Origin of the sequence: Streptomyces sp. NPDC001852 (assembly GCF_042891825.1) — a bacterium.
In the GTDB taxonomy this organism is placed as follows: Bacteria; Actinomycetota; Actinomycetes; order Streptomycetales; family Streptomycetaceae; genus Streptomyces.
Genome location: NZ_JBIATN010000006.1, coordinates 216,918 through 241,139, shown reverse-complemented (window position 1 = coordinate 241,139; position 24,222 = coordinate 216,918). Strand labels below are relative to the sequence as shown.

Here is a 24,222-nt window from a genome sequence, read left to right as displayed (position 1 = left end):
CAGCTCCCGCGCGTGTCGGATGGGATGGTGCGGTGACCACCGGGACCGCGACCGATGTCTTCGAAGAGCACCGCCCCCTGCTGATGGGCGTCGCGTATCGCATGCTGGGCCGCGTGGCCGATGCCGAGGACGTGGTCCAGGACGCCTGGCTGCGCTGGTCCCGCGCCGAGCGGGCGGAGGTCCGCGAACCGCGCGCCTACCTGGTGCGCATCACCACCCGGCTGGCCATCGACCGGCTGCGCCAGGTGCAGACGCGCCTCGAGGCGTACGTCGGACCGTGGCTGCCGGAGCCGTATCTCACCGAGTTCGGCGACGCGGCCCCGGACGCGGCGGACCACGCCGTGCTCGCCGACAGCGTCTCCCTCGCCCTGCTGGTCGTCCTGGAGTCGCTGTCGCCGCTGGAGCGCGCGGTCTTCGTGCTCAGGGAGGCGTTCAGCTATCCGTACGCCGAGATCGCCGCCCTGCTCGACCGCGGTGAGCCGGCGGTACGGCAACTGGCCGGGCGGGCGCGCCGGCACGTCGGCGAACGACGCCCGCGCTACGAGGTCGACCCCGGTCAGCGGCGCGAGCTGACCGAACGTTTCCTCGCCGCCGCGGCCGGCGGTGACCTGGAGGGGCTCATGTCCCTGCTCGCCCCGGACGTCCGCCTGGTCGGCGACAGCGGCGGCAAGGCCAAGGCGCCCCTGCGGATCCTGCACACCGCCGACAAGGTCGGCCGGTTCCTCGTCGCCGTCGCGCCGCAGTCCGCCGCGGGCCTGTCCTACCGCTTCCTGGAGGCCAACGGCGGTCCGGCGTTGCTGCTGCTCTCCGACGGCAAGCCCGAGAGCCTGGTCCAGGTGGACGTCGCCGACGGCCGCGTCGCGACCGTGTACATCGTCCGCAACCCGGACAAGCTGCGGCACCTCGCCGACCGCTGAGGAGCACACCGCCGCATCACCCGCGCCCCATGAGCTCCCGTCCCGCGACGGGGGCTTTGCCGCGATGTCACGCACACCGTCGTGCGCGAACGCCGTGTGAACGCTCCGCGGCGGGTCGCCCGCGCGTCGCCCAGGGGAACGAGGATTGGTCTTGACCAAGGGTGAAGGCCGCCCTATGGTCGCAGAGAAGTGCAACAACCTTTAATAAACAAGGGCGCGAAAAACCGCCGGACCACGGCTCTTGCGGAGGACAGGGTGGGGACCACGCAGCTGGAATCGGTGCCGGAACCGAAGTACTGGCATCTCAAGACCGTGCTCAGCGAGGCACTCGACTCCGAGTTCTCGGTCGGCGAGATCCTGCCCAACGAGCGTGACCTCGCCGCCCGCTTCGGCGTGGCCCGCGCCACGCTCCGCCAGGCTCTCGAACAGCTCGAGCTGGAAGGCCGGCTGCAGCGGCGCCGCGGTGTCGGTACGACCGTCGCGCCCCCGCGGGTGGGCGTGGCCGTCGGCACCGAGCAGCACGCCTGGCCGGGCGCCGCCTCGGACGCCTGGCAGCCCGTCGACTGCGACCAGGCGATGCCGCCCGCCGCCGTCGCCACGGCCCTGGAGACCGGCGTGGACGAGCCCGTGCACATCGTGCGCCGCTCCCGCATGTCCCACGGCCAGCGGGTCGCCACCGAACTCCTCTACGTCCCGGCGGCCTCGGTCCCGGATCTCACCGCCATCGACGCCCCGTCCGGCCCGGCACGCGCGCGTGCGGTGCTGCGCGAGCTCCAGCACCTGACCCTCGAGGGCCAGGACCGCGCCGTCGAACTGGGCTCCGCCCGCGCCGACGACGCCAAGGACCTCGACCGGCTCCCCGGCTCCCCGGTCCTGGTCGTCACCACCCGCTTCTTCGCCGGGGGCCGCACCGCGGCACTCTCCGTCGCCACCTACCGCGCCGACACCTGCCGGCTGACGTTCGGCGACTCACCCGACGTGGAAATACACCACGACCCTGAGCGCCGGGCTTCCTGAGTACCGGTACCCCTTGACCGCAGGGTGGGGGACAGCTCCACTGGGGCGCGGGGCCGTGTCGAAGCGCGGCTCCGCCACGGGGGCGGGACCAGCCACGACGGTGCCGCGGCGGTACGACTGCCCGCGCTCGGCACGGCCGGGGCTCAGCGCCGCGTCACCGTGCCGTCCACCGCGAACAGCTGCTCCTCGACATGGTCCAAGGCCAGGCGCAGCGCCCCCGTCGCCACCGCCGCCTCGCCCAGCACGGACAGGGCCACCTGCGGCGGCCGCAGGCAGTAGCGGGCCAGTTCGCGGCGCAGCGGTTCCAGGACGCCGTCGAGACCGGCCGCCCACCCGCCGATCACCACCAGCTCGGGATCCAGCGCCAGCACCAGCGCGGCCACGTCGTGCACGAGCCGCTGGATGAACCGCTCCACGGCCGCCCGGGCGCGCTGGTCGCCCTTCCGGGCCAGCGCGAACACCTCGGCGACCGCCTGCTCGTCCAGCGGGTGCAGCGGCTCGTCGGTGGTGGACAGCAACGTCTCCGGGGTCGCCTCACGGCCCAGCAGATGCAGCGCGCCGATCTCCCCGGCCGCACCGCCGTAGCCGCGGTGCAGCCGTCCGCCGATCAGCGATCCCGCGCCCGGGCTCAGCCCGGCCAGCACGAACACCACGTCGTCCGACTCGGTGGCCGCGCCCTTCCAGTGCTCGGCGACGGCCGCCGCGTTGGCGTCGTTCTCCACCAGCACCGGGCACTTGAAGGAGCGGCTGAGCCGTTCACCCAGCTGCAGGCCCGTCCACTGCGGCAGCGCCGTGCTCAGCCGCACCGTGCCGTCGGCCTCCACGATCCCCGGCGTGCCCACGCCCACGGCCCGCAGTGAGCCGCGCGCGACCCCGGCCCGGCGCAGCAGCTCGGCGACGGCCCCGCGCAGCCGGTCCAGCCTCTCGTCAGCCGGCGCCGCCTCGTCGACCTCCTTGGCCTGCGCGCCCAGCACTCGCCCGTCCAGGTCGGACAGCAGCGCGGCCACCCGGTGCGGCCCGATCTCCAGGCCCAGCAGATGCCCCGCCTCGGCCCGGAAGCGGAACCGGCGCGCCGGCCGCCCCTGACGGCGCGCGGTGCCCTCGTCGGCCGCCGTCTCCACGACCAGCCCGCCCTCGATGAGCCCTTCGACGACGCCCTCGACGGTCGGCCGGGACAGTCCCGTGGCCCGGGTGATCTCGGTGAGCGTCGCGCAGTCCGTGCCACGCAACGCGTGCAGCACCACCGCGGAATTGATCCTTCGCAGCAGCGAGGGATCGCCGCCGGTCAGCTGCCCCACCGTCGGTCCTTCCAGCTCGCGGGCGTGTTGGCCGGATCGTACTCGGCCCGGCGCGCCCCCGGCGAGTGCCGGGCTCCGCACGGGCGGGCCCGGCTCACCCCGGCTCCACGAACCCCGACTCGTACGCCGCTATCACCGCCTGCGTGCGGTCGCGCGCGCCGAGCTTGGCCAGCACGGCGCTCACATGCGACTTGACCGTCTCCGTGCCCACGACCAGCCGGGCGGCGATCTCCGCGTTCGACAGCCCGCGGGCCATGAGCCGCAGCACCTCCGCCTCCCGCTCCGTCAGACCGGCCTCCGCGAGCGGGGCACGCTGGCGGCGAGGGCCGCCGTACCGGGCCGCGAGCTGTCGTACGGACGCGGGAAACAGCAGCGACTCGCCCTCGGCCACCAGCCGCACCGCGTGGACGATCTCGGCCGGCCGCGCCCGCTTCAACAGGAAGCCGTCGGCTCCCGCACGCAGCGCCTCGTACACGTACTCGTCCTCCTCGAAGGTCGTCACCACGAGGATCCTCGGCGGGGTGTCGACCGTGCGCAGCACCGCGCGCGTGGCCTCGATCCCGTCCATCAGCGGCATACGGACGTCCATCGCGACCACGTCGGGACGCAGTTGGCGCACCAGCGGGATGACCGCCGCCCCGTCCGCCGCCTCGCCCACCACCGCGATGTCGGGCTGGGCCTCCAGCACGGCCCGCAGACCCGCGCGGACCAGGGGTTCGTCGTCGACGAGGAGCACGGTGATCGGCATCCGGCCAGCGTAGATCAGCCGAGCGGCAGCTCCGTGCGCACCTGCCAGTCCCCTTCGTCCGGCCCGGTACGGGCGCTGCCCCCGAGCAGAGCGGCGCGCTCCCGTATGCCGCGCAGACCGCTGCCCCGCCCGGGCCCGGGTATCGCGGCCGCCAGCGGATTGCGGACCTCCAGCACGAGCGTGCCGTCGGCGACGGACACCCGGACCCGCACGGGTACGGCTCCCGCGTGCCGCAGCACATTGGTGAGTGCCTCCTGGAGGATGCGGTACCCCTCGCGCGAGACGGGCCCCGGCACCGCCGCCACGGGGCCGGTCACCTCCGCGTCGACCTTGGCGCCGGAGGCACGCGCCGAGTCCAGCAGGCGGTCGGCGTCGGCCAGCGTGGGCCGGGCACTGACCGGCCGCTCCGACTCGCGCAGCACTCCGAGCACCCGCTCCAGGTCCTCGAGCGCGGCCCGGCCGGTTTCCTCGATGGCCTCCAGGGCGCGGTCGGTGAACTCCGGATCACCGGCCGCCCGCGCCGCCCCGGCCTGCACCACCGCCACCGTGAGAGCGTGCCCGATGGAGTCGTGCAACTCCCGTGCGATGCGGGTGCGTTCCAGGAGTTGCTCGGTGCGCTCCTCCAACGCGGCCAGCCGCTCGGCGGCGGACGGCCCGAGGAGCCGGCGCGCGCAGAACGTGATCAGCTCGCCGAAGCCGACGACCACGCCGTACAGCACGAGCAGCGGAAGCGGCGTCAGCAGCGCCCATGCGCGGTCCGGCGGCAGCCGGTCCAGCAGCGGCACCCCGGACGGCGCCCGCCCCCACGCGCAGCGCGCCAGCTCGACCGCGATGACGGGCAACCACACCGTGGCGAGAGACGCGGCCAAGCCGAAGACCCACCGCACCTGAAGCCACAGCACCGTGCGCAGCCGGTCCCGCCATGTCCCCGAGGGCGCCTCGGAGATGCCCGGCTCCTTCTCGCCGGGCGTCAGCAGCAGCCGCGCCTGCACCCCCTCGCCCGTCCGCACGGCGGGCAGGAGGCCCACCGGGACGAGCACCAGCGCGGGCACCCAGGGCTTCGACATGTCGATGAACAGCCACACGCTCTCGATCAGCATGGGCACCCACAGATGCAGCAGCCGCGTGTACGTCGTACCGCGCAGCAGCGGGCGCAGGAAGCGGGGCATGTGGACCATGACGTCATCGTCGCAAGCGGCACTGACAACGGGCCTCCCCCGCCCGGGGGAGACGGTCTCCACCGGCGGGGGAGGAGCCAACTCCCGCAACACGCCAGGCTGAAGCCATGACCAGCATCGACGTACGCGACCTCACCAAGGAGTACGGCGCCCGGCGGGCCGTGGACCACCTGACCTTCAGCGTCCGCCCCGGCCGTGTCACCGGCTTCCTCGGCCCCAACGGCGCCGGCAAGTCCACCACCATGCGGCTCGTCCTCGGCCTGGACCGGCCCACCTCCGGCACCGCCACCATCGGCGGCCGGGCCTACGCCGCACTCCGCGAGCCCCTGCGCCGGGTGGGCGCCCTGCTGGACGCGCGCGCCGCGCACGGCTCCCGCACCGCACACGACCATCTGCGGGCCCTTGCGGCGAGCAACCGCATCCCCGGCCACCGGGTCGACACGGTCCTGGAGCAGACCGGCCTCGCCGAGGTGGCGCGGCGCCGGGTGAAGACCTACTCCCTCGGCATGCGCCAACGGCTCGGCATCGCCGCGGCCCTGCTCGGCGACCCCGAGGTGATCCTCCTGGACGAGCCCGCCAACGGCCTCGACCCCGAAGGCATCGCCTGGATCCGCACCCTGCTGCGCGGGCTCGCCGCGCAGGGCCGTACCGTCCTGGTCTCCAGCCATCTGATGCACGAGACCGCTGCCTTCGCCGACCACCTCGTGATCCTCGGCCGCGGCCGCCTCCTCGCCGACACCCCCGTCCAGGAGTTCATCCACGCGCGCGTACGGCCGCAGGTCAGGATCCGCACCACCGACGCCGCCGCGCTCGGCGCCCTGCTGGACCGGCACGGCCACGACGCCACCCGGCACGAGGACGGGACGTGGGTCGTGCGGCACGCGCGCGTGGACGACCTCGGCCGTCTCATGTCCGAGGCGGGCGTACCCCTACTGGAACTGGCCGCCCAGGAGGCCACCCTGGAGCAGGCCTACTTCGATCTGACCGCGGCCGAAGCCGAGTTCACCGCCCAGCCCCAGGAGGCCTGACCATGCCGTTCACGCCGGTTCTGCGCGCCGAATGGATCAAGATCCGGACACTGCGCTCGCTCCTCGGCGCCCTCGCCGCGATCCTGCTCGCCACAGCCGCGTTCTCCGCGCTCGCCTCCGCGTCCCCCGACGCCGGCGACAAGGACCCGCTGTTCTCGGCGTTCTTCGGCATCAGCTTCGGGCAGATCGCCGCGATCGCCTTCGGTACGACGGCCGTGTCGTCGGAGTTCCGGGGCGGCGCGCTGCGGCTGACGCTGGCGGCCGTGCCGGACCGGCGGCGCTGGTTCGCCGCGAAGGCCACCGCGATCGCGCTGCCCGTCCTCGCCGTCGGACTGCTCACCGGGGCGGTGACGCTGCTGGTGGGCAGGTCCGTCCTCGGTGCCTCCGGCCCGACCTGGGCACAGGGAGCGCGCGGTGCGGTCGGCTGCGGCCTCCAGCTCACGCTGATGGCGCTGTTCGCGGCCGGACTCACAGCCGTGCTGCGCAGCGGCGTCGCGACCCTCGCCGTCCTGATCCCGTTCCTGCTGATCGGGTCCTTCGTCATCGGTGACATGTCCTCGGGAATGGCCGACTTCCTGCCCGACCGGGCCGGCCAAGTGGTCCTGCACAGCACCTGGGACGGCCCCCTCGGCCCCTGGAGCGGGCTCGCCGTGAGCGCGCTGTGGACGGCGGCGGCCCTGCTCGCGGCCACGTGGACCCTCGACCGCCGGGGCGCCTGACGGCCCGCCAATTGTCAGTGGTGCCCGCTTTACTGGATCGCATGGACATCGCGAAGTGCCTGACCGTCATCGACCTGCTGTGCGCCCGTGGGTTCCCCGCGGATCACAGCCGGACGGAGCACGGCGAGAGCGGGCCCGGATTCCACATGGCCGCCTTACGGACGAGTGGCGACTTCTGGGAGGACGACGGCACGGAACGGGAGGAGACGGCGGCACAGTACGAGGCCGACCGCGAGGCTCTCGCGGAGCGGCTCACCGAGCGGTGGGGACTGCCGCAACGCTTCAGCCTGAGCAGCGTCTTCGGCCGGGCGATGGAGGGAGAGAACATGGCGGAACCCTGGGCCGGGCTGAGCGAGCACGTGCCGGACGTGCACCTGTGGCAGGCGCCCGAGTCGGGCAGATGGGTCGCCCTCGGTGTGTCCCACGGGTACGAGGAGCTGCCGTTCCAGCTCCTCGGCATAGTGACCGAGACGGACCCGCCGTGATCACCCGCCCTCGGCGGCCAGCCGCAGCCGGGCGAACTCCTCCGCCATCGTCGCCGCCGTCCAATGGGCGTTCAGGCCGCTGGGATTGGGCAGCACCCACACTCGGGTGCTCCCGAGCGCCCGCTCCTGGGGCCCCACCTGCGCCCTGCGGTCGCCGAAGGCGGCCCGGTACGCGGTCACCCCGACCACGGCGAGCCACCGCGGCCCGAGCCGCGTCACCTTCTCGCTCAGCAGCCGCCCGCCCTCGACGTACTCCTCGGCGGTCAGCTCGTCCGCCCGCGCGGTCGCCCGCGCCACGACGTTCGTCACGCCCAGCCCGTACGACAGCAGCTCCTGCTGCTCGGCCGGCTTCAGCAGCCTCGGCGTGAAGCCCGACAGGTGCAGCACCGGCCAGAAGCGGTTGCCGGGGCGGGCGAAGTGGTGTCCGGTCGCCGCCGTCATGAGCCCCGGGTTGATGCCGCAGAAGAGCACCCGGAGGCCGTCGGCGACGACGTCCGGTACCAGACGGTCGCGGGCGGCCTCCAGGTCCGCTTTCGTGAGGCGGGTCAGAGGATCGCTCCGGGGGTGTACCCGGCGGCCTCCGGGTGCTGCTTGACGATCTCCTCGATCCGGCCGACGACCACACCGACCTGGTCGGCGGCGGCACCGGTGAAGGACAGCTTGTCGGCCATCAGCGCGGCCAGCCGGCCGCGGTCGAGCGGCAGACGGTCGTCCGCGGCGAGCTTGTCCAGCAGGTCGTTGCGCTCGGCGCCCTGCTCCCGCATGGCGAGCGCGGTGGCGACGGCGTTCTCCTTGATCGCCTCGTGCGCGACCTCACGGCCGACCCCGGACCGCACGGCGCCCATGAGCACCTTGGTGGTGGCGAGGAACGGCAGGTAGCGGTCGAGCTCGCGGGCGACGACGGCGGGGAAGGCGCCGAACTCGTCGAGGACCGTCAGGAAGGTCTCCAGCAGGCCGTCCAGCGCGAAGAACGCATCCGGCAGCGCGACCCGGCGCACCACCGAGCAGGACACGTCGCCCTCGTTCCACTGGTCGCCGGCCAGCTCGCCGGTCATCGAGGCGTAACCGCGCAGGATCACCATGAGGCCGTTGACGCGCTCGCAGGAACGGGTGTTCATCTTGTGCGGCATGGCGGAGGAGCCGACCTGGCCGGGCTTGAAGCCCTCGGTGACCAGCTCGTGCCCGGCCATCAGCCGGATCGTCTTGGCGAGCGAGGAGGGGGCGGCGGCCAGCTGGACGAGGGCGGTGACGACCTCGTAGTCCAGCGAGCGCGGGTAGACCTGGCCCACCGAGGTGAAGGCCTGCGAGAAGCCCAGGTGCCGGGCGATCCGGTTCTCCAGCTCGGCGAGCTTGGAGGCGTCACCGCCGAGCAGGTCCAGCATGTCCTGTGCGGTGCCGACCGGGCCCTTGATGCCGCGCAGCGGGTAGCGGCCCAGCAGCTCCTCGACGCGGCCGTGGGCGACGAGCAGCTCGTCGGCGGCGGTCGCGAAACGCTTGCCGAGCGTCGTGGCCTGCGCGGCCACGTTGTGCGAGCGGCCGGCCATGACCAGCTCGGCGTACTCGCCGGCCAGCTTGCCCAGGCGCGCCAGGACGGCCACCGTACGGTCGCGCATCAGCTCCAGCGAGAGCCGGATCTGCAGTTGCTCGACGTTCTCGGTGAGGTCGCGGGAGGTCATGCCCTTGTGCACGTGCTCGTGCCCGGCGAGGTCGTTGAACTCCTCGATCCGCGCCTTCACATCGTGCCGGGTGACCTTCTCGCGCTCGGCGATGGAGGCCAGGTCGACGGTGTCGAGGACGCGCTCGTAGTCGGCGATCGCCTCGTCCGGCACCTCGATGCCGAGGTCCTTCTGGGCGCGCAGTACGGCGAGCCAGAGCTGCCGCTCCAGCTTCACCTTCTGCTCGGGGGACCAGAGCGTGGCGAGCTCGGCGGAGGCGTAGCGTCCGGCGAGGACGTTCGGGATGCGGGGCTTGGCGGGCGCAGAAGTCACGTGTCCAGATTCTACTGGCGGTTTGTGCAGGCCAACGCCATGCCCCGGTTCGGCGGAAGCTACGAGACCCCGGTCACCCTGTTACGCCTGCCCCTCGTACGGCAGCAGTTCCGGACGCTTCGGCGGGCGGCCGTCTCCCGAGGAGCGGCCGGTCAGGCGCCTGGCTATCCAGGGGAGCAGGTGTTCGCGGGCGAACCGCACGTCCGCCACCCGGCGTGTCACCCAGCCCGGCGGCACCGTGGCCGGCATCGGCACATGCCACTCGGTGTCCTCCGGCTCGTGGCCGAGCGTCTGCCACACCGCTTCGGCGACCCGGCGATGCCCCTCCGCCGTCAGGTGCAGCCGGTCCACGTCCCACAGCCGGGGGTCGCCCAGCGCGGGCGCCCCGTACAGGTCGACGACGACCGCGCCGTGCCTGCCGGCCAGCTCCTCCACGCAGACGAACAGCTCCTCCATGCGGGGCCGGAACCGCTCGAGCACCGGGCCCTGCCGGCCGGGGCTGCGCATCAGCACCAGCTGTTTGCAGGAGGGTGCCAGCCGCTCCACGGCCTCGGTCAGCAGGCCCTTGACCCGGCCCATGTCGCACTTGGGTCGCAGGGTGTCGTTCAGCCCGCCGACCAGCGTGATCACGTCGGCGTTCATGGCCGCCGCCACGTCCACCTGCTCGTCGACGATCTGCCCGATCAGCTTCCCGCGCACGGCCAGGTTGGCGTACCGGAAGCCCGGCGTGCGGTCGGCCATCCGCGCGGCGAGCAGGTCGGCCCAGCCCCGGTAGGAGCCGTCGGGCAGCAGGTCCGACATGCCCTCGGTGAAGGAGTCGCCGACCGCGACCAGGCTGCTGTACGGGGGAGAAGCGGGATTCGTCTGCATGGCGTCAGCGATGGTATCCCGCCTACATACCCGCCGGTCGGTCACCCCGGAAATCCCCACCCACCCCACCTCCCGACCCGCCCGGTCCTCCGGCCCCCGGACCTGTCCGGGCTCCGGCCCCGCCGGACTGCCCGGCCTTCCAGCGCCCGGACCCGCCCGATCCTCCTGTGCCCGGGACCCGCCCGGTCCTCCGGCCCCCAGCCCCACCCGAACCCCGAGCCCCGGCCCCACCCGCGCTCCAGCCCGCCCCCGCTCCCACGGCGGAGGCTCACGCGGGTTGGCCGAAGAGTTGCCGTAGTACGTCCTCCATGGTCACCAGGCCTGCCAGGCGGCCGTCGTCGCCGAGTACTGCCGCGAGATGGGTTCGGCTGCCGCGCATCGCGGTGAGCACGTCGTCCAGAGGGGTCCGCTCCCGTACGCGCGCGATGGGCCGCATGTCCCGCAGCCGGAACGGCACGTCCCGCGGCGAGGCGTCCAGCGCGTCCTTGACGTGCAGATACCCCACGATCCGACGGCCCACGTCGACCACCGGGAACCGCGAGAAGCCCGAGTCGCCCGACAGCCGCTCCAACTGCTCCGGGGTGACGCCCATGTGGGCGTACACCACTCGCTCCAGCGGTACCACGACATCCCGCACCGGCCGGCTGCCCAGCTCCAGGGCGTCGTGCAGCCGCTCCTGCGCCCGGTCGTCGATCAGACCCGCCTGGCTGGCGTCCTTGACGATCTCGGCGAGTTCGGTGTCCGTGAAGGTGGCCGCGACCTCGTCCTTCGCCTCCACCCTGAGCAGCTTCAGCAGCCCGTTGGCGAAGGCGTTGATCGCGAAGATCACCGGGCGCAGCGCCCGGGACAGCGCGACCAGCGGTGGCCCGAGCAGCAGCGCGCTGCGCACCGGTTCGGCGAGCGCGATGTTCTTCGGGACCATCTCGCCCAGCAGCATGTGCAGATAGGTCGCCAGGGTCAGCGCGATCACGAAGGACACCGCGTGACCCGCGCTCACGGGCACGCCGACCGCACGGAACACCGGCTCCAGCAGATGGGCGATCGCCGGCTCGGCGACCACACCCAGGACCAACGTGCACAGCGTGATGCCGAGCTGGGCGGCGGCCAGCAGCGCGGAGACGTGCTGCAGGCCCCACAGCACGCTCTTCGCGCGCCGGTCGCCCGCCTGGGCGAGGGGTTCGACCTGCGAGCGGCGCACGGAGATCAGCGCGAACTCGGCGCCGACGAAGAAGGCGTTGACGACCAGGGTCGCCAGACCGATCAGCAACTGTACGGCGGTCATCGCGCCCCCTCCGTGGTCTCCTGGGCCTGCTCGTCGTCCAGGGGCGCGTGCAGCAGCACCCGAGCCGCCCGGCGTCCCGTGGCGTCCACCACGTCCAGCCGCCAGCCCGCGACCTGGACCGTGTCACCGGTCACCGGTATCCGGCCCAGCAGGGTCGCGACCAGACCGGCCAGGGTCTCGTACGGCCCCTCGGGCACCCGCAGTCCCACGCGCGCGAGCTGGTCGGTGCGGGCGGCGCCGTCGGCCGAGTACAGGGCCCGGCCCTGCTCGTCCGCCCCGGCGGGGGCGAGGTCGGGCGTCTCGTGCGGGTCGTGCTCGTCCCGCACCTCGCCGACGACCTCCTCGACGATGTCCTCCAGGGTCGCCACGCCGGCCGTGCCGCCGTACTCGTCGATGACGACGGCCATGGTGCGCCTGCCGCCGAGGCGGTCCAGCAGCCGGTCGACGGTCAGGGACTCGGGGACCAGCAGCGGCTCGCGCATCACCTGGGCGACGGTGCGGTGGCGCCGCTGGTCGGCGGGGACGGCCAGGACGTCCTTGATGTGGGCGGTCCCGACGACCGAGTCCAGACTGCCCTGGTAGACGGGGAACCGGGACAGGCCCGTGGCCCGGGTCGCGTTCGCCACGTCCTCGCAGGTCGCCTGCGACTCGAGGGCGATGACCTGGACGCGCGGGGTCATCACGTTCTCCGCCGTCAGGTCGGCCAGGTTCAGCGTCCGCACGAACAGCTCGGCGGTGTCCGGCTCCAGCGCGCCCTCCTTGGCGGAGTGCCGGGCGAGGGCCGCGAGCTCCTGCGGACCGCGCGCGGAGGCCAGCTCCTCGGCGGGCTCGATGCCGAACCGGCGCACGACGCGGTTGGCCGCGTTGTTCAGGTGCGTGATGAAGGGGCGGAAGGCCGCGCTGAACCAGCGCTGCGGGTTGCCGACCCGCTTGGCCATGGCCAGCGGCGCGGAGATCGCCCAGTTCTTCGGCACCAGCTCGCCGACGACCATCAGGAACACCGTCGACAGGGCCGTACCGAGCACCAGGGCGACCGAGCTCGCCGTATCGTCCGACAGACCCATCGCCCGGAAGGGGCCGGCGAGCAGCTTGGCGATCGACGGTTCGGCGAGCATGCCGACGACCAGGTTGGTCACGGTGATCCCGAGCTGCGCGCCGGAGAGCTGGAAGGTCAGGTTCCGTACGGCCTTGAGGGCACCGGCGGCGCCGCGCTCACCGCGCTCGGCGGCCCGCTCCAGCTCGCCGCGTGCCACCGTGGTCAGGGAGAACTCCGCCGCCACGAAGGCGCCGCAGGCCAGTGACAGCAGGATGGCCACCAGGAGGAGCAGCACTTCGGTCATCGGGTCACCCCCGTCCCATGATCGGACAGGGCACGACACGACGCGCGGTGGCACGGACCGGGAGGCTCGCCCATGGGCGGACGCTCACAACCTTTCACAGAGGGCCGAGTGCTCCTTCCATGGTAAAGGATGGGCAAAGGCTGCTCGGTGTTCAGTCGGTGAGCGGCTTCACCCAGCGCCGCCACTGCTCCTGCGGGCCATAGCCGGCAGCGCCCCAGGCGTGGTGCGCGGTCTCGTTGCGGACCAGCACCATCGCGTCCGCGCGCCGCCCGCCGAGCCCCGCGAACCGCTCCTCGGCGGCGGCCAGCAGTGCCGAGCCGATGCCCTGACGGCGCCGCTCCGGATGCACCGCGAGCCGGTACAGATGGCAGCGCCAGCCGTCGAAGCCCGCGATCACCGTGCCCACCAGCCCGCCGCCCTGCTCGGCCAGGATGAGCGCCTTGGGGTCGCGGGCCACCAGCCGCTCCACCCCGTCCCGGTCGTCACTGATGCTGGTGCCCTCGGCGGCGGTCTTCCAGAAGGCGAGGACGGCGTCGAGGTCGGTGCGGGCTGCCGGGCGGATACGGAGATCGGTCATGTGATCATCGGAGCATGCCGCGTGAGCCGCGCGCGGGGATTTCCATCATGCGGACTCTGCGCGCAGCCGCTCCATCACCGGCGCGAAGGCCTCCATGTACGGCTCCAGCACGGTCAGGTAGGAGAAGCCGAACCGCTCGCGCTGCGCCCGCACCCGCGCCACGAGTTCCTCCAGCCGGCCGGCCAGCACGATGGGCAGGGCCAGCGCGGCGTCCGGGGTCAGCTGCGACTGCCGCTCCAGCAGCGGCTTCAGCACGGGCTCCGGGTCGTCGGTGACCGCCACGAGCTGGATGAGCAGGTTCAGCTCCGCCGGTTCCGCCCGGCCCGCCGCCAGGCCCCGGTAGCGCGCCACCCGCTCCTCCAGCTCCTCGGCGGTCAGCGGCTCCAGCGATCCGGGAGCGGATCCCGGCCGGGCTCCGGTGAAGGCCGCGATGTCCGCGTACTCGGCGGTCAGCCGCAGCATCCGGTCGCCGTTCGCCCCGATGAGCAGCGGCACCCGGGGCCGGGCGGGGCGTGGCTGGTGCTCTTCGGAGCCGAGCAGTCGGTCCAACTCCTCGACCGTGCGCCGCAGATGGTCCACCCGCTCGCGCGGTGAGCCGTACGGCAGCCCCGCCCTCTCGTGCTCGGCCGGCACATACCCGGTGCCCAGCCCGAGTTCGAGGCGCCCGCCGGTGAGCGCGTCCGTGGTCGCCACATCACGGGCCAGCAGGGCCGGGTTGTAGAACCCCGCGTTGAGCACGAACGTGCCGAGCCGGGGCCGACGCGTCGCCTCGGCCGCCGCGACCAGCGCCGGGAACGGAGCGGGCATCCCGAGGTGATCGGGGACGAGGATCACGTCGTAGCCCAGTTCCTCGGCGCGCCGGCACTTCGCGCGCCACTCCGCGGCCGGCGCGGGCGTGAGCAGGTTGACCCCGAAGCGGAACGGACGCGGCATGAACTCTCCTCGACGGCAGCCGACTTGGTGACCGCTGCGATTCCATCACTCGTGGGCGATCGCCGCCAGCACGTTCATCCGCGACGCCCGCAGCGCCGGCAGCAGCGCCGCCACCACGCCCACCACCGCCGAGCCGATCACGACGGCGACGATCGTGCTCCAGGGGATCGCCAGCGCCGTCAGCCCGCGCAGGGCCAGCACCTGCTGCATGCACACGCCCCACACGAGTCCCAGCGCCAGCCCGAGGACCGCGCCGAACACCGCGATCACCACCGACTCCAGTCTGATCATCCGGCGCAACTGCCGTCGCCCGAGCCCGATCGCGCGCAGCAGCCCGATCTCACGGGTGCGCTCCACCACCGACAGGGCGAGGGTGTTGACCACTCCGAGCACGGCGATGACGATCGCCAGCCCGAGCAGCGCGTACACCAGATAGAGCAGGACGGCGATCTGGTCGTGGACCAGCTTCTTGTAGTCGGTCTGGTTGCGCACCTGGACCTGCGGGTACGGCCTCAGCGCGCGTTCCAGGCGGGGGCGCAGGTCCTGCGGTTTCGTGCCGGGGGCCGCGTTGACGTAGAGCGCGGAGTCCAGTGCGCCCGGCGCGTACTTCTCGAGGGTGGCGAGGCCGAAGTACAGGCCGCCCTGGGCGCCGAAGCCCTCGGCCGTCTCCTGCTTGGTGAGCGCGGCGACGGTCAGCCCGGCGTGCCGCCCGCCCGGGAAGACGACGGGGAGGACGCTGCCGACGTGCACGCCGTGGTCCCTGGCGAAGTCGGCGTCCATGGCGAGGTGACCCTCCGCCAGCGCCGTCGTCGAACCGCCCTGCGCGTAGGTGAGGTGCACGACGTCGTCCAGCCCGGGGCCGTACGCGGCGGCCGCCGTCGTGACCCGGTCGCCCTTCGGCAGCCGTACGGCGACCTGGGTGAGCCGCTGAGGTACGACGAGCGCCACGCCGCGCGTTCGGGCCACGGTGTCCCGCACCTGCCGGGTGAACGGGGTGAAGTTGGTGTTCTGGACGATGAAGTCGGCGCCGAGCGTCTTGTCGATCTGCTGGTCGAAGGACGCGGACATCGAGGCGCTGGCCATCGACATCCCGCCGACCAGAGCCAGCCCCACCATCAGCGCGGCGGCGGTGGCCCCCGTGCGACGCGGGTTGCGCAGGGCGTTGCGCTGGCTCATCAGCCCGACCGGGCCGAACAGCACGGGGAAGGCCGCGCCCAGCACCCGGATCACCGGCCGCACCAGCAGCGGCCCGGCGACGACGGCCGCGATCAGGGTCAGGGCCACGCCGAGACCGAGCAGCGAGGCCGCCTCGGCGGTCTTCGTGGCCGCCACGCACCCGGCCAGCGCCGCCGCGCCGACCGCCCCGATCAGCGCACCGACGACCGCCCGCGTCCGCAACGGCTTGCCCACACCGGCCACTTCCGCATCCACGAGCGCCGCCATCGGCGAGACGGCCGCCGCGCGCCGCGCGGGCAGATAGGCGGCCACGAACGTGACGCCGAGACCGACGACGTACGCCGCGACGGGCGTGCCCCAGCCGATGACCATCTCCGTGGCCTTCAGGTTCATCCCGAACGCGCTCATCAGCCGGATCAGGCCCAGTGCCAGCCCGATCCCGGCCGCGAGGCCGAGCGTGGAACCGACCAGCCCGAGCAGCAGCGCCTCCGCGAGCACCGAGCGCCGCACCTGCCGCCGGTCCGCGCCGAGGGCCCGCAGCAGGCCCAGTTCACGGGTGCGCTGGGCGATCAGCATGGAGAAGGTGTTGACGATGAGGAACACGCCGACGAGGAGGGCGACACCGGCGAAGCCCAGCATCACGTACTTGATCACGTCGAGGAAGGTGCCGAGGCTGGCCGCCGCCGACTTGGCCTGCTCGTTCGCCGTCTTCAGGTCGTAGGTCCCGGTGCCGACAGCCCGGCCGACACGCCGCTTGAGCTCCGCGTCGGACACCCCCTTGGCCGCGTCCACCGCGATGCTGGTCGCCCTGGCGGGGGAACCGAGCAGTTCGCGGCCCGCCACCGCCGGGTCCAGGAAGACCAGGGCCGCGCCGGGGTTGGTGGTGGTGAACGTGGCGATGCCGACGACCCACACCCGGAAGGTGCCCGGCTGTGCCTGCACGGTCAGCGTGTCGCCGATCCGTACGTGCTTCTTGTCGGCCGTGTCGGCGTCCAGCAGCGCCTCACCCGCGCCGTGCGGGGCACGGCCGGAGGTGAGCTTCACGGGGCTGCGGTGGGTGACATACCAGGCCATCGCGATGGTCGGGGCCCCGGTGGTCGGGCCGACGGACCTGTTGCGGCCGTCGACCACGACGGCGTTCTGCACCGACACCTCGGCGCGTGCCGCCGCGACCCCGTCGACCCGCGCCACGCGGTCCCGCAGCGCGGCCGGCAGCGTCTGCACCGAGCCGCTCACCCGGGCCGACCGCAGGTCCAGCTGTTTCGGCTGGACCGTCACATCGGCGGCGGTGGAGGCGAACAGCCGGTCGAACGTGCGGCTGACCGTGTCGGAGAAGATCAGACTGCCCGCGACGAACGCCACGGACAGGATCACGGCGAGCGCGGACAGCGCGAGCCGCCCCTTGTGCGCGAGGAAACTCCTCAGGGTCGCCTTGAGCACCCGGTCAGTCCTCTCCGGCGGTGGGGGTACGGGGGTTCGCCCCCGGAAAGACGCGCATCCGTTCCAGTACGGCGTCCGCCGTCGGCCGTTCCATGTCGTCCACGATGCGCCCGTCGGCAAGGAAGAGCACCAGGTCGGAGTGGGCGGCGGCACCGGGGTCGTGGGTGACCATCACGACCGTCTGCCCGAGATCGTCCACCGCGCCGCGCAGGAAGCCCAGCACCTCCAGGCCGGCCCGCGAGTCGAGGTTGCCGGTCGGCTCGTCCGCGAAGATCAGCTCAGGCCGGGAGGCCAGCGCCCGCGCGCACGCGACCCGTTGCTGCTGACCGCCGGAGAGCTGGGCGGGCCGGTGCGTGAGGCGGTCGCGCAGGCCGAGCGTGTCGATGACCTGGTCCAGCCACCGCTGGTCGGGCCTGCGACCCGCGATGTCCATCGGCAGGGTGATGTTCTCGGCGGCCGTCAGCGTCGGGATGAGGTTGAACGACTGGAACATGAACCCGACCCGGTCCCGCCTGAGCCGGGTCAGCTCCCGGTCCCGCAGCCCGGTGATCTCGGTGTCGCCCAGCCACACCTGGCCCGCCGAGACCGTGTCGAGCCCCGCCAGACAGTGCATCAACGTGGACTTCCCGGACCCCGAGGGCCCCATCACGGCGGTGAAACGGCCGCGCGCGATGTCCACGTCCACCGAGTCCAGGGCGATGACGGCCGTCTCGCCGGAGCCGTAGGCCTTGGTCAGCCCGCGGGCGCGGGCCGCGACCGCGCCGCCCGGCGCGTGCTGCGCAGCAGGTGTGGACAAGAGCGCCTCCCGGTCGCCTGAACCGCCCGTCCCGGGCGAGCGTAGGCGACAAGCCGGCCCGGCGCACCGGTGCCGCGCGCCCTTGCCTTGCTAGCGCGCCGGCGCTAGCGTCGAGGCATGGCGAAGACCCAGCTGAACGTGCGTGTGGACGAGGGCACCGCCCGCGCGGCCCGCGAACGCGCCCTGGCCCGCGGCATCAGCGTCAACCGGTACATCGAAGAGCTGGTCAGACAGGACACCGGTGAGGCCGGCCGTACGTTCGTCGAGGCCGCCGCCGACTTCATGAAGCAGTACGAGTCCGTGTTCGCCGAGGAGTTCGCCGAGACCCGCGGCACCGGTGCCGGTATCGGGGACGGCCGCTGATCCCTTGAACGAGCTCAGCATCGACCTCGCCTGGCTCCTCATGCTCGCCGAGCGGAAGACACCCGGGGACCCTCAGGTCACCGACTGGGGTGCGCTGGTCGCCGCCGTCGCCCGGCACCGGGCCGAGATATTCGGCGTGCCCGTGTACGACGACCCGCACGCCCGTGCCGCAGCCCTGCTCCAGCTGCTGATCCACCTGCCGGCGCTGGAGCGTTCCAACGCGCTGTTCGCCTCGGCGGTGGCCTATGCCTACCTGGTCGCCAGCGGTGTCAAGGTGGTCACCACGCCCGAGCAGGTGCGGGATCTCGCCCGGCTGGTGAAGGAGGGGGCGGCCGGCGTGGACGACATCGCGCGCGAGCTGCGCCGCTGGGGCGTGTGATCAGCGCGCGTCCGGCTCGTCCGGCCGCCAGGCGACCCCGAGCGCGCAGTAGGAGGACGGCAGTGCCGGGCCCTTCTCCGGCACCAGCACCTGCCGCTGCGGGCCGAGCGTGAAACCGGCCTCGCGCAGCGCGGCCACCGGCTGCCGGGCCAGGTGGCAGCCGCCGGTCAGGGCGGGCCACAGGGTCCGGTCCAGGGTGCGCTGGGTCAGCCGCATCGTCGGGCCGCCGCCCCGGCCGTGCTCGAAGAACCGCACCTGCCCGCCCGGTTTGAGCACGCGCCGCACCTCGCTCAGCGCCCGGCGTACGTCCCGCACGCTGCACAGCACCAGGGACAGCACGGCCGCGTCGAAGGCCTCGCTCTTGACCGGCAGCGCCTCCGCCGCGCCCGGCACGACGTCGACCGGAACCTGGGCGCGCAGGGCCGACTCCAGCGCCAACTTCCTGAGCAGCGGCTCCGGTTCGATCGCGACGACCTCCGCGACCGTGCCCGGATAGTGCGCGAAGTTCAGCCCGTTGCCCGCGCCGATCTCGATCACCCGCCCGGACACACCCGCAAGCAACTGCTCCCGTATCCCGGCCATGCCCAGCCGGGTTTCGGCATGCACGCTGTACTGGGCATAGAACCGGGCGAACAGGGGATGGTGGACGGGACTCCGCGCCACCTTCTCGGAGCCGGACAGCAGCCGCATGGCGAACCTCCCGGGGACGGCCTAGGAAGAGTTTCCCCCGTACGGCGCCTCTCGCACCCTTGCCGCAGCACCACGGCTCCGCCCACCCAGCACGCCATGGCTCCGCTCCCGCAGCGCACGTCACGGGGCTCCGCCCCGAACCCCGCCAGGGGCTCCGCCCTGGACCCTGCCCGGCTCGGGATACGGCTCGTGGTGGCTACGGTGCCTGGCGCACCCGGAAGGCCTCCGCGTCCCAGCTTCCGTCCAGGCGGGGGGCGAGCCAGGTAGGGGCCGCCGTGCGGAAGGCGGCCGGTGACAGGGCCCCCGCCCCGTGGGGAATCGCGCCGAGCAGGGGGGCTCCCGCGACCTCCGGCAGGTCGGTCACGTTGCAGCGGGTGGCCAGGTCGGGGGAGTCGGGCCAGCTGCCGATCACCACGCCGGCCAACTCCACGTTCCGGCGCCGTAGTTCGAGCGCGGTCAGCTCGGTGGTGTTGAGGGTGCCCAGCCCTGCCTGGGCGACCACCAGCACCGGTGCGCCGAGCAGCCCGGCCGCGTCGGCCAGGTTGCCGCCGGCCGCGTCGAAGCGGACGAGGAGCCCGCCCGCGCCCTCGACCAGCACCAGGTCGTGCTCGGCGGCCAGCTTGGCCGCCCGCTCGGCCACCTCGTGCGGATGGACGGGGGGCATACCCGCCCGCCGCGCCGCCGTGCCGGGCGCCAACGGTTCGGGGTAGCGGGCCAGTTCCGTGGCCGTGACCCCGCCCGCGAGCCGCGCGACCTCGTCGGCGTCCCCGCGCTCGTCCGGCCGTACGCCCGTCTGCGCGGCCTTGAGCACGGCCACCGAGCGGCCGGCCGTGAGCGCGGCGGCCGCCACCGCGGCGGTGGTGACGGTCTTGCCGACCTCCGTGCCCGTGCCCGTGATCACCAGTACCGGCATGTCATCCCTCCCGCGCCGCGGCGCACACCGCGCGCCCGATCCGTGCCAGGTCCTCGTCCGAGGTGATGTACGGCGGCATCGTGTAGACCAGGTCGCGGAACGGCCGCAGCCACACGCCCTCGCGTACGGCCGCCCGCGTGGCCGCGGCCATGTCCACCTCGTGGTCGAGCTGGACGACGCCGATCGCCCCGAGGACGCGGACGTCCCGCACACCGGGCAGCTCGCGCGCCGGTGACAGGCCGTCCCACAGGCCCGCCTCGATCCGCTTGACCTCCGACTGCCAGTCCTGGCCCAGCAGCAGTTCGATGGAGGCGCAGGCCACGGCCGCCGCCAGCGGGTTGCCCATGAACGTCGGTCCGTGCGCGAGCACCGGCACCTCGCCCCGCGAGATGCCGTCGGCGACCCGCGCGGTGCACAGCGTGGCCGCCAGTGTCAGATAGCCGCCGGTCAGCGCCTTGCCCACGCACATCACATCCGGGGTGACGCCCGCGTGCTCCGCCGCGAACAGCGCGCCGGTACGGCCGAAGCCGGTGGCGATCTCGTCGAACACCAGCAGCACGTCGTGTGCGTCGCAGGCCTCGCGCAGCACCTGCAGATAGGCGGGGGAGTGGAAGCGCATGCCGCCCGCGCCCTGCACGACCGGCTCCACGATCACCGCGGCCAGCTCGTCCGAGTGGCGGCCGATCAGTTCGCGCAGAGCGCCGGCGTACGACTCCTCGTACTCCGTCGGCGGTGCGTCCGCGAAAACCTGGCGCGGCAGCACCCCCGACCACAGGGCGTGCATCCCGCCCTCGGGGTCGCACACCGACATCGGGTTCCAGGTGTCGCCGTGGTAGCCGCCCCGCCAGGTCAGCAGCCGCTGCTTGCCGGGCCGGCCGAGCGAGCGCCAGTACTGCAGGCACATCTTCACCGCGACCTCGACCGACACCGAACCGGAGTCGGCGAGGAAGACGTGCTCCAGGCCACTTGGCGACATGTCGACAAGATGCTTCGCGAGCCGTACGGCGGGCTCGTGCGTCAGCCCGCCGAACATCACATGGCTCATCCGCCCGAGCTGGCCGTGCGCCGCCTCGTTGAGGACGGGGTGGTTGTAGCCGTGGATCGCCGACCACCACGAGGACATGCCGTCCACCAGCTCGCCCGAGCCGTCCGCGAGCCGCAGCCGGACCCCGCTCGCCGACTCCACGACGAGCGGTTCGGCACGTCCGGGCATCGGGCCGTACGGATGCCACACATGCCGTCGGTCCAGCTCCAGCAGCTCGGGCACGGTCAGGCCGGGCAGCTCAGGCATTGGGCGCGAGGTCCGTTCCGGCGCCCCGACGGCGCACGGCGACGAGATCGGTGCGTGCCTCCTGCACGGCCGGCGCGGCAGCCGTACCGCACACGCCCCCGCCCTCGTGACCGCACACGTCCGCGCCGTCGTGACCGTGCGCCTCCGCGCCCTCGTGCGAGCCGCAGCCCTCGTGCGAGCCGCAGACCGACCCGCAGCCGCCCGCGGCCTCGACCCGGTGCTCCGGCAGCGTCACCTCGCCGGCGCCCTCCACCTCGAAGCCGGCGTCCGCGATCATCTCCAGGTCGGCCTTGCCGGCCTGGCCCTCGCTGGTCAGGTAGTCGCCGAGGAAGATGGAGTTGGCCAGGTGCAGCGCGAGCGGCTGCATCGTGCGCAGATGGACCTCACGGCCGCCCGCGATACGGACCTCCACGTCCGGGCAGACGAACCGGACCATCGCGAGGATCCGCAGACAGCGCTGCGGGGTGAGGTTCCACTCCTTGGCCAGCGGGGTGCCCTCGAACGGGATGAGGAAGTTCACCGGCACCGAGTCCGGGTCCAGTTCGCGCAGGCTGAAGACCACGTCGACCAGGTCATCGTCGCTCTCGCCCATGCCCGCGATCAGACCGGAGCAGGCGGACAGCCCGGCCGCGTGCGCCTTCTGCACCGTGTCCACCCGGTCGGCGTACGTGTGCGTGGTCGTGATGTCCGCGTACGTCCCCTCGGACGTGTTGAGGTTGTGGTTGTAGGCGTCCGCACCCGCCTCGCGCAGCCGCTCGGCCTGGCCGTCGGAGAGGAGACCGAGACAGGCGCACACCTCGACGTGCTCGTTCTGCTCCTTGATGGTCCGGATGGTGTCCGAGACCCGGTCCACGTCCCGGTCCGTCGGACCGCGGCCGCTGGCCACCAGACAGACCCGCTTGGCGCCCCCCGCGAGGCCCGCGGCGGCCGCCTTGGAGGCCTCGTCCGGCTTGAGCCAGGTGTACTTCAGGATGTCGGCCTTCGAGCCGAGCCGCTGGGAGCAGTAGGAGCAGTCCTCCGGGCACAAGCCGGACTTGAGGTTGACCAGGTAATTCAGTTTCACGCGCCGGCCGAACCAGTGCCGGCGCACCTTGCCGGCCGCGGCCACCACATCGAGCAGATCGTCGTCGGAGGTGGCCAGTACGGCGAGTGCTTCCTCGCGGGTCGGCAGCTCGCGCCGAAGCCCCTTGTCCACCAGCGTGTTCAGCAGGTCCATGAGGTCCGATCCTGTCTTACGGGACCGCCCCGGGCCAAGGAGAGTTTGCACAACGGAGACGGTTCACCGTGTGGGTATTGCCACACCGTGGGCGGCTGATCGTGCCGCTAGTGTCTGTCCGCTACCTACAAAAGCCCCGGAGGACCCATGGCGTTCGGCTGGATCGACGAGCAGGCCGAGGCGCGCCGCCGCGCCGGACTCGTACGCACCCTGCGCCCCCGCCCCGCCGACTCGGCCCTGCTGGACCTGGCGAGCAACGACTACCTGGGCCTCGCCCACCACCCCGAGGTCACCGAGGGGGCCGCCCGGGCCGCCCGGACCTGGGGCGGCGGGTCCACCGGCTCACGGCTCGTCACCGGCACCACCGAGCTGCACACCGAGCTGGAGCGCGAGCTGGCCGCCTTCTGCGGGTTCGAGGCGGCGCTGGTCTTCTCCTCCGGGTACGCCGCCAATCTGGCCGCGGTGACCGCGCTCGGCCCGCACGGCTCGCTGATCGTCTCCGACGCGGGCAACCACGCATCCCTCATCGACGGCTGCCGGCTGGCGCGGGGTGAGCGGCAGGTCGTCGGGCACGGTGATCCGGAGGCGGTGCGCAAGGCCCTGGCCACGCACCAGGGGCCGGCGATCGTCGTGTCGGACACCGTGTTCTCGGTGGACGGCGACCGGGCACCGCTGGCCGAGCTGGCCGAGGCGTGCCGGGCACAGGGCGCGGGACTGGTCGTGGACGACGCCCACGGGCTCGGGGTGCTGGGGGACGGCGGGCGGGGTGCGCCGTACGCGGCGGGGCTCGCCGGTGCCCCGGACGTCGTGGCCACGGCCACCCTGTCCAAGTCGCTGGGCAGTCAGGGCGGGGTCGTGCTCGGCCCGGCGCGGGTGATCGACCACCTGGTCAACGCGGCCCGGACCTTCATCTTCGACACCGGCCTGGCCCCGGCGGCGGCCGGCGCCGCGCTCGCGGCGCTGCGGCTGCTCGTCCGCGAGCCGGAGCGCGCGGCGCGCGCCCGCGAGGTGGCCGCGGAACTGCACGCACGGCTGACCGCCGCGGGTCTGGAAGCGGTGCGTCCGGACGCCGCGGTGGTCTCCGTGCGGGCTCCGTCCCCGGAGCAGGCGGTGCGCTGGGCGGCCGACTGCCGTACCGCGGGGCTGGCCGTGGGCTGTTTCCGTCCTCCTTCCGTGCCCGACGGCATCTCACGGCTGCGGCTGACCGCCCGCGCGGACCTGTCCGGGGCCGAGATCCAACGCGCTGTACGGGTGATCGGCGAAACGCGACCATGAGTCGGCGTGACACGGCCGTGCTTCAACCTTGGGTGGATACGGTGATCGGTTGGGATGATCGGTTGGGATCGCTTCTGATCAGAGGGTGCTGAGGAAACCGGCCCAGATCCCGGCGGAGAAGAGCAGCGCGGGTCCGGCCGGGTTCTTGGAGTCGCGCACGGCGAGCAGTCCGGCCCCGGGGCCGGAGCGCGGCCGGGCCGTCTCCACGCAGTTGTTGGCTCCCGTGCTGTAGCTGCTGCGCAGCCAGCGCACGTCGTGCAGGTCGGTACTGGCAGGGACGTTCCGAGGCAGTGCTGACATGGT

25 protein-coding genes are annotated in these 24,222 nt (G+C 73.1%); 8 read left to right on the top strand and 17 right to left on the bottom strand.

All coding sequences use genetic code 11. From position 1 onward, the window contains the following. The first annotated feature begins 32 nt into the window (after positions 1–32). Entirely contained in the window at positions 33–917 is an 885-nt protein-coding gene (locus ACFYZB_RS13230) for an RNA polymerase sigma-70 factor (protein ID WP_388757899.1), read from the top strand. Between the two features lie 255 nt (positions 918–1,172). Next, positions 1,173–1,934 carry a GntR family transcriptional regulator gene (locus ACFYZB_RS13225; RefSeq protein WP_388757897.1) on the top strand — a complete coding sequence of 254 codons (762 nt, stop codon included), beginning with the start codon at positions 1,173–1,175 and terminating at the stop codon, positions 1,932–1,934. A 143-nt stretch (positions 1,935–2,077) separates the two neighbouring features. Here ACFYZB_RS13225 and ACFYZB_RS13220 read toward each other — a convergent pair whose 3' ends face one another. From ACFYZB_RS13220 to ACFYZB_RS13210, 3 genes are all read right to left on the bottom strand, one after another. After that, complete coding sequence (locus ACFYZB_RS13220) at positions 2,078–3,232, bottom strand: ROK family transcriptional regulator (RefSeq protein WP_388757895.1); 1,155 nt, start codon at positions 3,230–3,232, stop codon at positions 2,078–2,080. 94 nt (positions 3,233–3,326) lie between these two features. Continuing rightward, entirely contained in the window at positions 3,327–3,980 is a 654-nt protein-coding gene (locus ACFYZB_RS13215; RefSeq protein ID WP_388757894.1) for a response regulator, read from the bottom strand. 14 nt (positions 3,981–3,994) lie between these two features. Beyond that, positions 3,995–5,149, bottom strand: coding sequence for a sensor histidine kinase (locus tag ACFYZB_RS13210; protein ID WP_388758116.1), 1,155 nt, complete (start codon positions 5,147–5,149; stop codon positions 3,995–3,997). Between the two features lie 116 nt (positions 5,150–5,265). Between ACFYZB_RS13210 and ACFYZB_RS13205 the strand changes: the two genes are divergently transcribed. From ACFYZB_RS13205 to ACFYZB_RS13195, 3 genes are read left to right on the top strand one after another with little or no spacing between them, the layout of a single operon-like run. After that, positions 5,266–6,186, top strand: coding sequence for an ATP-binding cassette domain-containing protein (locus ACFYZB_RS13205; protein ID WP_388757892.1), 921 nt, complete (start codon positions 5,266–5,268; stop codon positions 6,184–6,186). Positions 6,187–6,188: 2 nt separating this feature from the next. Beyond that, complete coding sequence (locus tag ACFYZB_RS13200) at positions 6,189–6,905, top strand: ABC transporter permease (RefSeq protein WP_388757890.1); 717 nt, start codon at positions 6,189–6,191, stop codon at positions 6,903–6,905. A 41-nt stretch (positions 6,906–6,946) separates the two neighbouring features. Next, positions 6,947–7,390, top strand: a complete 444-nt coding sequence (locus ACFYZB_RS13195; protein ID WP_388757888.1) for a hypothetical protein — start codon at positions 6,947–6,949, stop codon at positions 7,388–7,390. On the opposite strand, the gene mug is transcribed toward ACFYZB_RS13195, so the two are convergent. The 9 genes from mug to ACFYZB_RS13150 form a co-directional block, all read right to left on the bottom strand. Further along, positions 7,391–7,939, bottom strand: coding sequence for a G/U mismatch-specific DNA glycosylase (mug, locus tag ACFYZB_RS13190; protein WP_388758114.1), 549 nt, complete (start codon positions 7,937–7,939; stop codon positions 7,391–7,393). Then, entirely contained in the window at positions 7,936–9,378 is a 1,443-nt protein-coding gene (gene purB, locus ACFYZB_RS13185) for an adenylosuccinate lyase (protein WP_388757886.1), read from the bottom strand. The genes mug and purB overlap by 4 nt, the downstream gene beginning before the upstream one ends. Before the next feature lie 81 nt (positions 9,379–9,459). After that, the gene (locus tag ACFYZB_RS13180) at positions 9,460–10,248 is read right to left on the bottom strand and encodes an SGNH/GDSL hydrolase family protein (RefSeq protein WP_388757884.1); all 789 of its coding nucleotides are present in this window, start codon (positions 10,246–10,248) and stop codon (positions 9,460–9,462) included. A gap of 268 nt (positions 10,249–10,516) precedes the next feature. After that, the gene (locus ACFYZB_RS13175; protein ID WP_388757882.1) at positions 10,517–11,530 is read right to left on the bottom strand and encodes a hemolysin family protein; all 1,014 of its coding nucleotides are present in this window, start codon (positions 11,528–11,530) and stop codon (positions 10,517–10,519) included. Beyond that, the gene (locus tag ACFYZB_RS13170) at positions 11,527–12,870 is read right to left on the bottom strand and encodes a hemolysin family protein (protein WP_388757880.1); all 1,344 of its coding nucleotides are present in this window, start codon (positions 12,868–12,870) and stop codon (positions 11,527–11,529) included. The genes ACFYZB_RS13175 and ACFYZB_RS13170 overlap by 4 nt, the downstream gene beginning before the upstream one ends. A gap of 151 nt (positions 12,871–13,021) precedes the next feature. Further along, entirely contained in the window at positions 13,022–13,447 is a 426-nt protein-coding gene (locus tag ACFYZB_RS13165) for a GNAT family N-acetyltransferase (RefSeq protein WP_388757878.1), read from the bottom strand. Positions 13,448–13,492: 45 nt separating this feature from the next. Next, on the bottom strand, positions 13,493–14,380 hold the full coding sequence (locus ACFYZB_RS13160; protein WP_388757876.1) for an LLM class F420-dependent oxidoreductase: 888 nt from the start codon (positions 14,378–14,380) through the stop codon (positions 13,493–13,495). A 45-nt stretch (positions 14,381–14,425) separates the two neighbouring features. Beyond that, positions 14,426–16,996, bottom strand: a complete 2,571-nt coding sequence (locus ACFYZB_RS13155; RefSeq protein WP_388757874.1) for an ABC transporter permease — start codon at positions 16,994–16,996, stop codon at positions 14,426–14,428. Between the two features lie 4 nt (positions 16,997–17,000). Beyond that, positions 17,001–17,792, bottom strand: coding sequence for an ABC transporter ATP-binding protein (locus ACFYZB_RS13150; protein WP_388757872.1), 792 nt, complete (start codon positions 17,790–17,792; stop codon positions 17,001–17,003). 117 nt (positions 17,793–17,909) lie between these two features. Between ACFYZB_RS13150 and ACFYZB_RS13145 the strand changes: the two genes are divergently transcribed. Together ACFYZB_RS13145 and ACFYZB_RS13140 are read left to right on the top strand one after the other, a co-directional pair. Continuing rightward, a complete protein-coding gene (locus tag ACFYZB_RS13145) occupies positions 17,910–18,155 on the top strand; it encodes a toxin-antitoxin system HicB family antitoxin (RefSeq protein ID WP_351204948.1) in 246 nt (81 codons plus the stop codon). A 4-nt stretch (positions 18,156–18,159) separates the two neighbouring features. Continuing rightward, positions 18,160–18,534: a fic family toxin-antitoxin system, toxin component gene (locus tag ACFYZB_RS13140; RefSeq protein WP_351204946.1), complete on the top strand. Its 375-nt coding sequence runs from the start codon at positions 18,160–18,162 to the stop codon at positions 18,532–18,534. On the opposite strand, the gene ACFYZB_RS13135 is transcribed toward ACFYZB_RS13140, so the two are convergent. The 4 genes from ACFYZB_RS13135 to bioB all read right to left on the bottom strand — a co-directional run bounded on the left by ACFYZB_RS13135 (position 18,535) and on the right by bioB (position 22,644). Continuing rightward, positions 18,535–19,224, bottom strand: coding sequence for a class I SAM-dependent methyltransferase (locus ACFYZB_RS13135; protein WP_388757870.1), 690 nt, complete (start codon positions 19,222–19,224; stop codon positions 18,535–18,537). Between the two features lie 196 nt (positions 19,225–19,420). Continuing rightward, positions 19,421–20,137 (bottom strand): dethiobiotin synthase, encoded by a 717-nt coding sequence (gene bioD, locus ACFYZB_RS13130; protein WP_388757868.1) that lies wholly within the window; start codon positions 20,135–20,137, stop codon positions 19,421–19,423. 1 nt (position 20,138) lies between these two features. Next, on the bottom strand, positions 20,139–21,428 hold the full coding sequence (locus ACFYZB_RS13125; protein WP_388757866.1) for an adenosylmethionine--8-amino-7-oxononanoate transaminase: 1,290 nt from the start codon (positions 21,426–21,428) through the stop codon (positions 20,139–20,141). Further along, positions 21,421–22,644, bottom strand: a complete 1,224-nt coding sequence (bioB, locus tag ACFYZB_RS13120; RefSeq protein ID WP_388757864.1) for a biotin synthase BioB — start codon at positions 22,642–22,644, stop codon at positions 21,421–21,423. Before bioB ends, ACFYZB_RS13125 begins: the two co-directional genes overlap by 8 nt. Before the next feature lie 147 nt (positions 22,645–22,791). On the opposite strand from bioB, the gene ACFYZB_RS13115 reads away from it, so the two are divergent. Next, entirely contained in the window at positions 22,792–23,919 is a 1,128-nt protein-coding gene (locus tag ACFYZB_RS13115) for an 8-amino-7-oxononanoate synthase (RefSeq protein WP_388757862.1), read from the top strand. A 78-nt stretch (positions 23,920–23,997) separates the two neighbouring features. On the opposite strand, the gene ACFYZB_RS13110 is transcribed toward ACFYZB_RS13115, so the two are convergent. After that, positions 23,998–24,219, bottom strand: a complete 222-nt coding sequence (locus tag ACFYZB_RS13110) for a DUF397 domain-containing protein (RefSeq protein ID WP_388757860.1) — start codon at positions 24,217–24,219, stop codon at positions 23,998–24,000. Between the last annotated feature and the right edge of the window lie 3 nt (positions 24,220–24,222).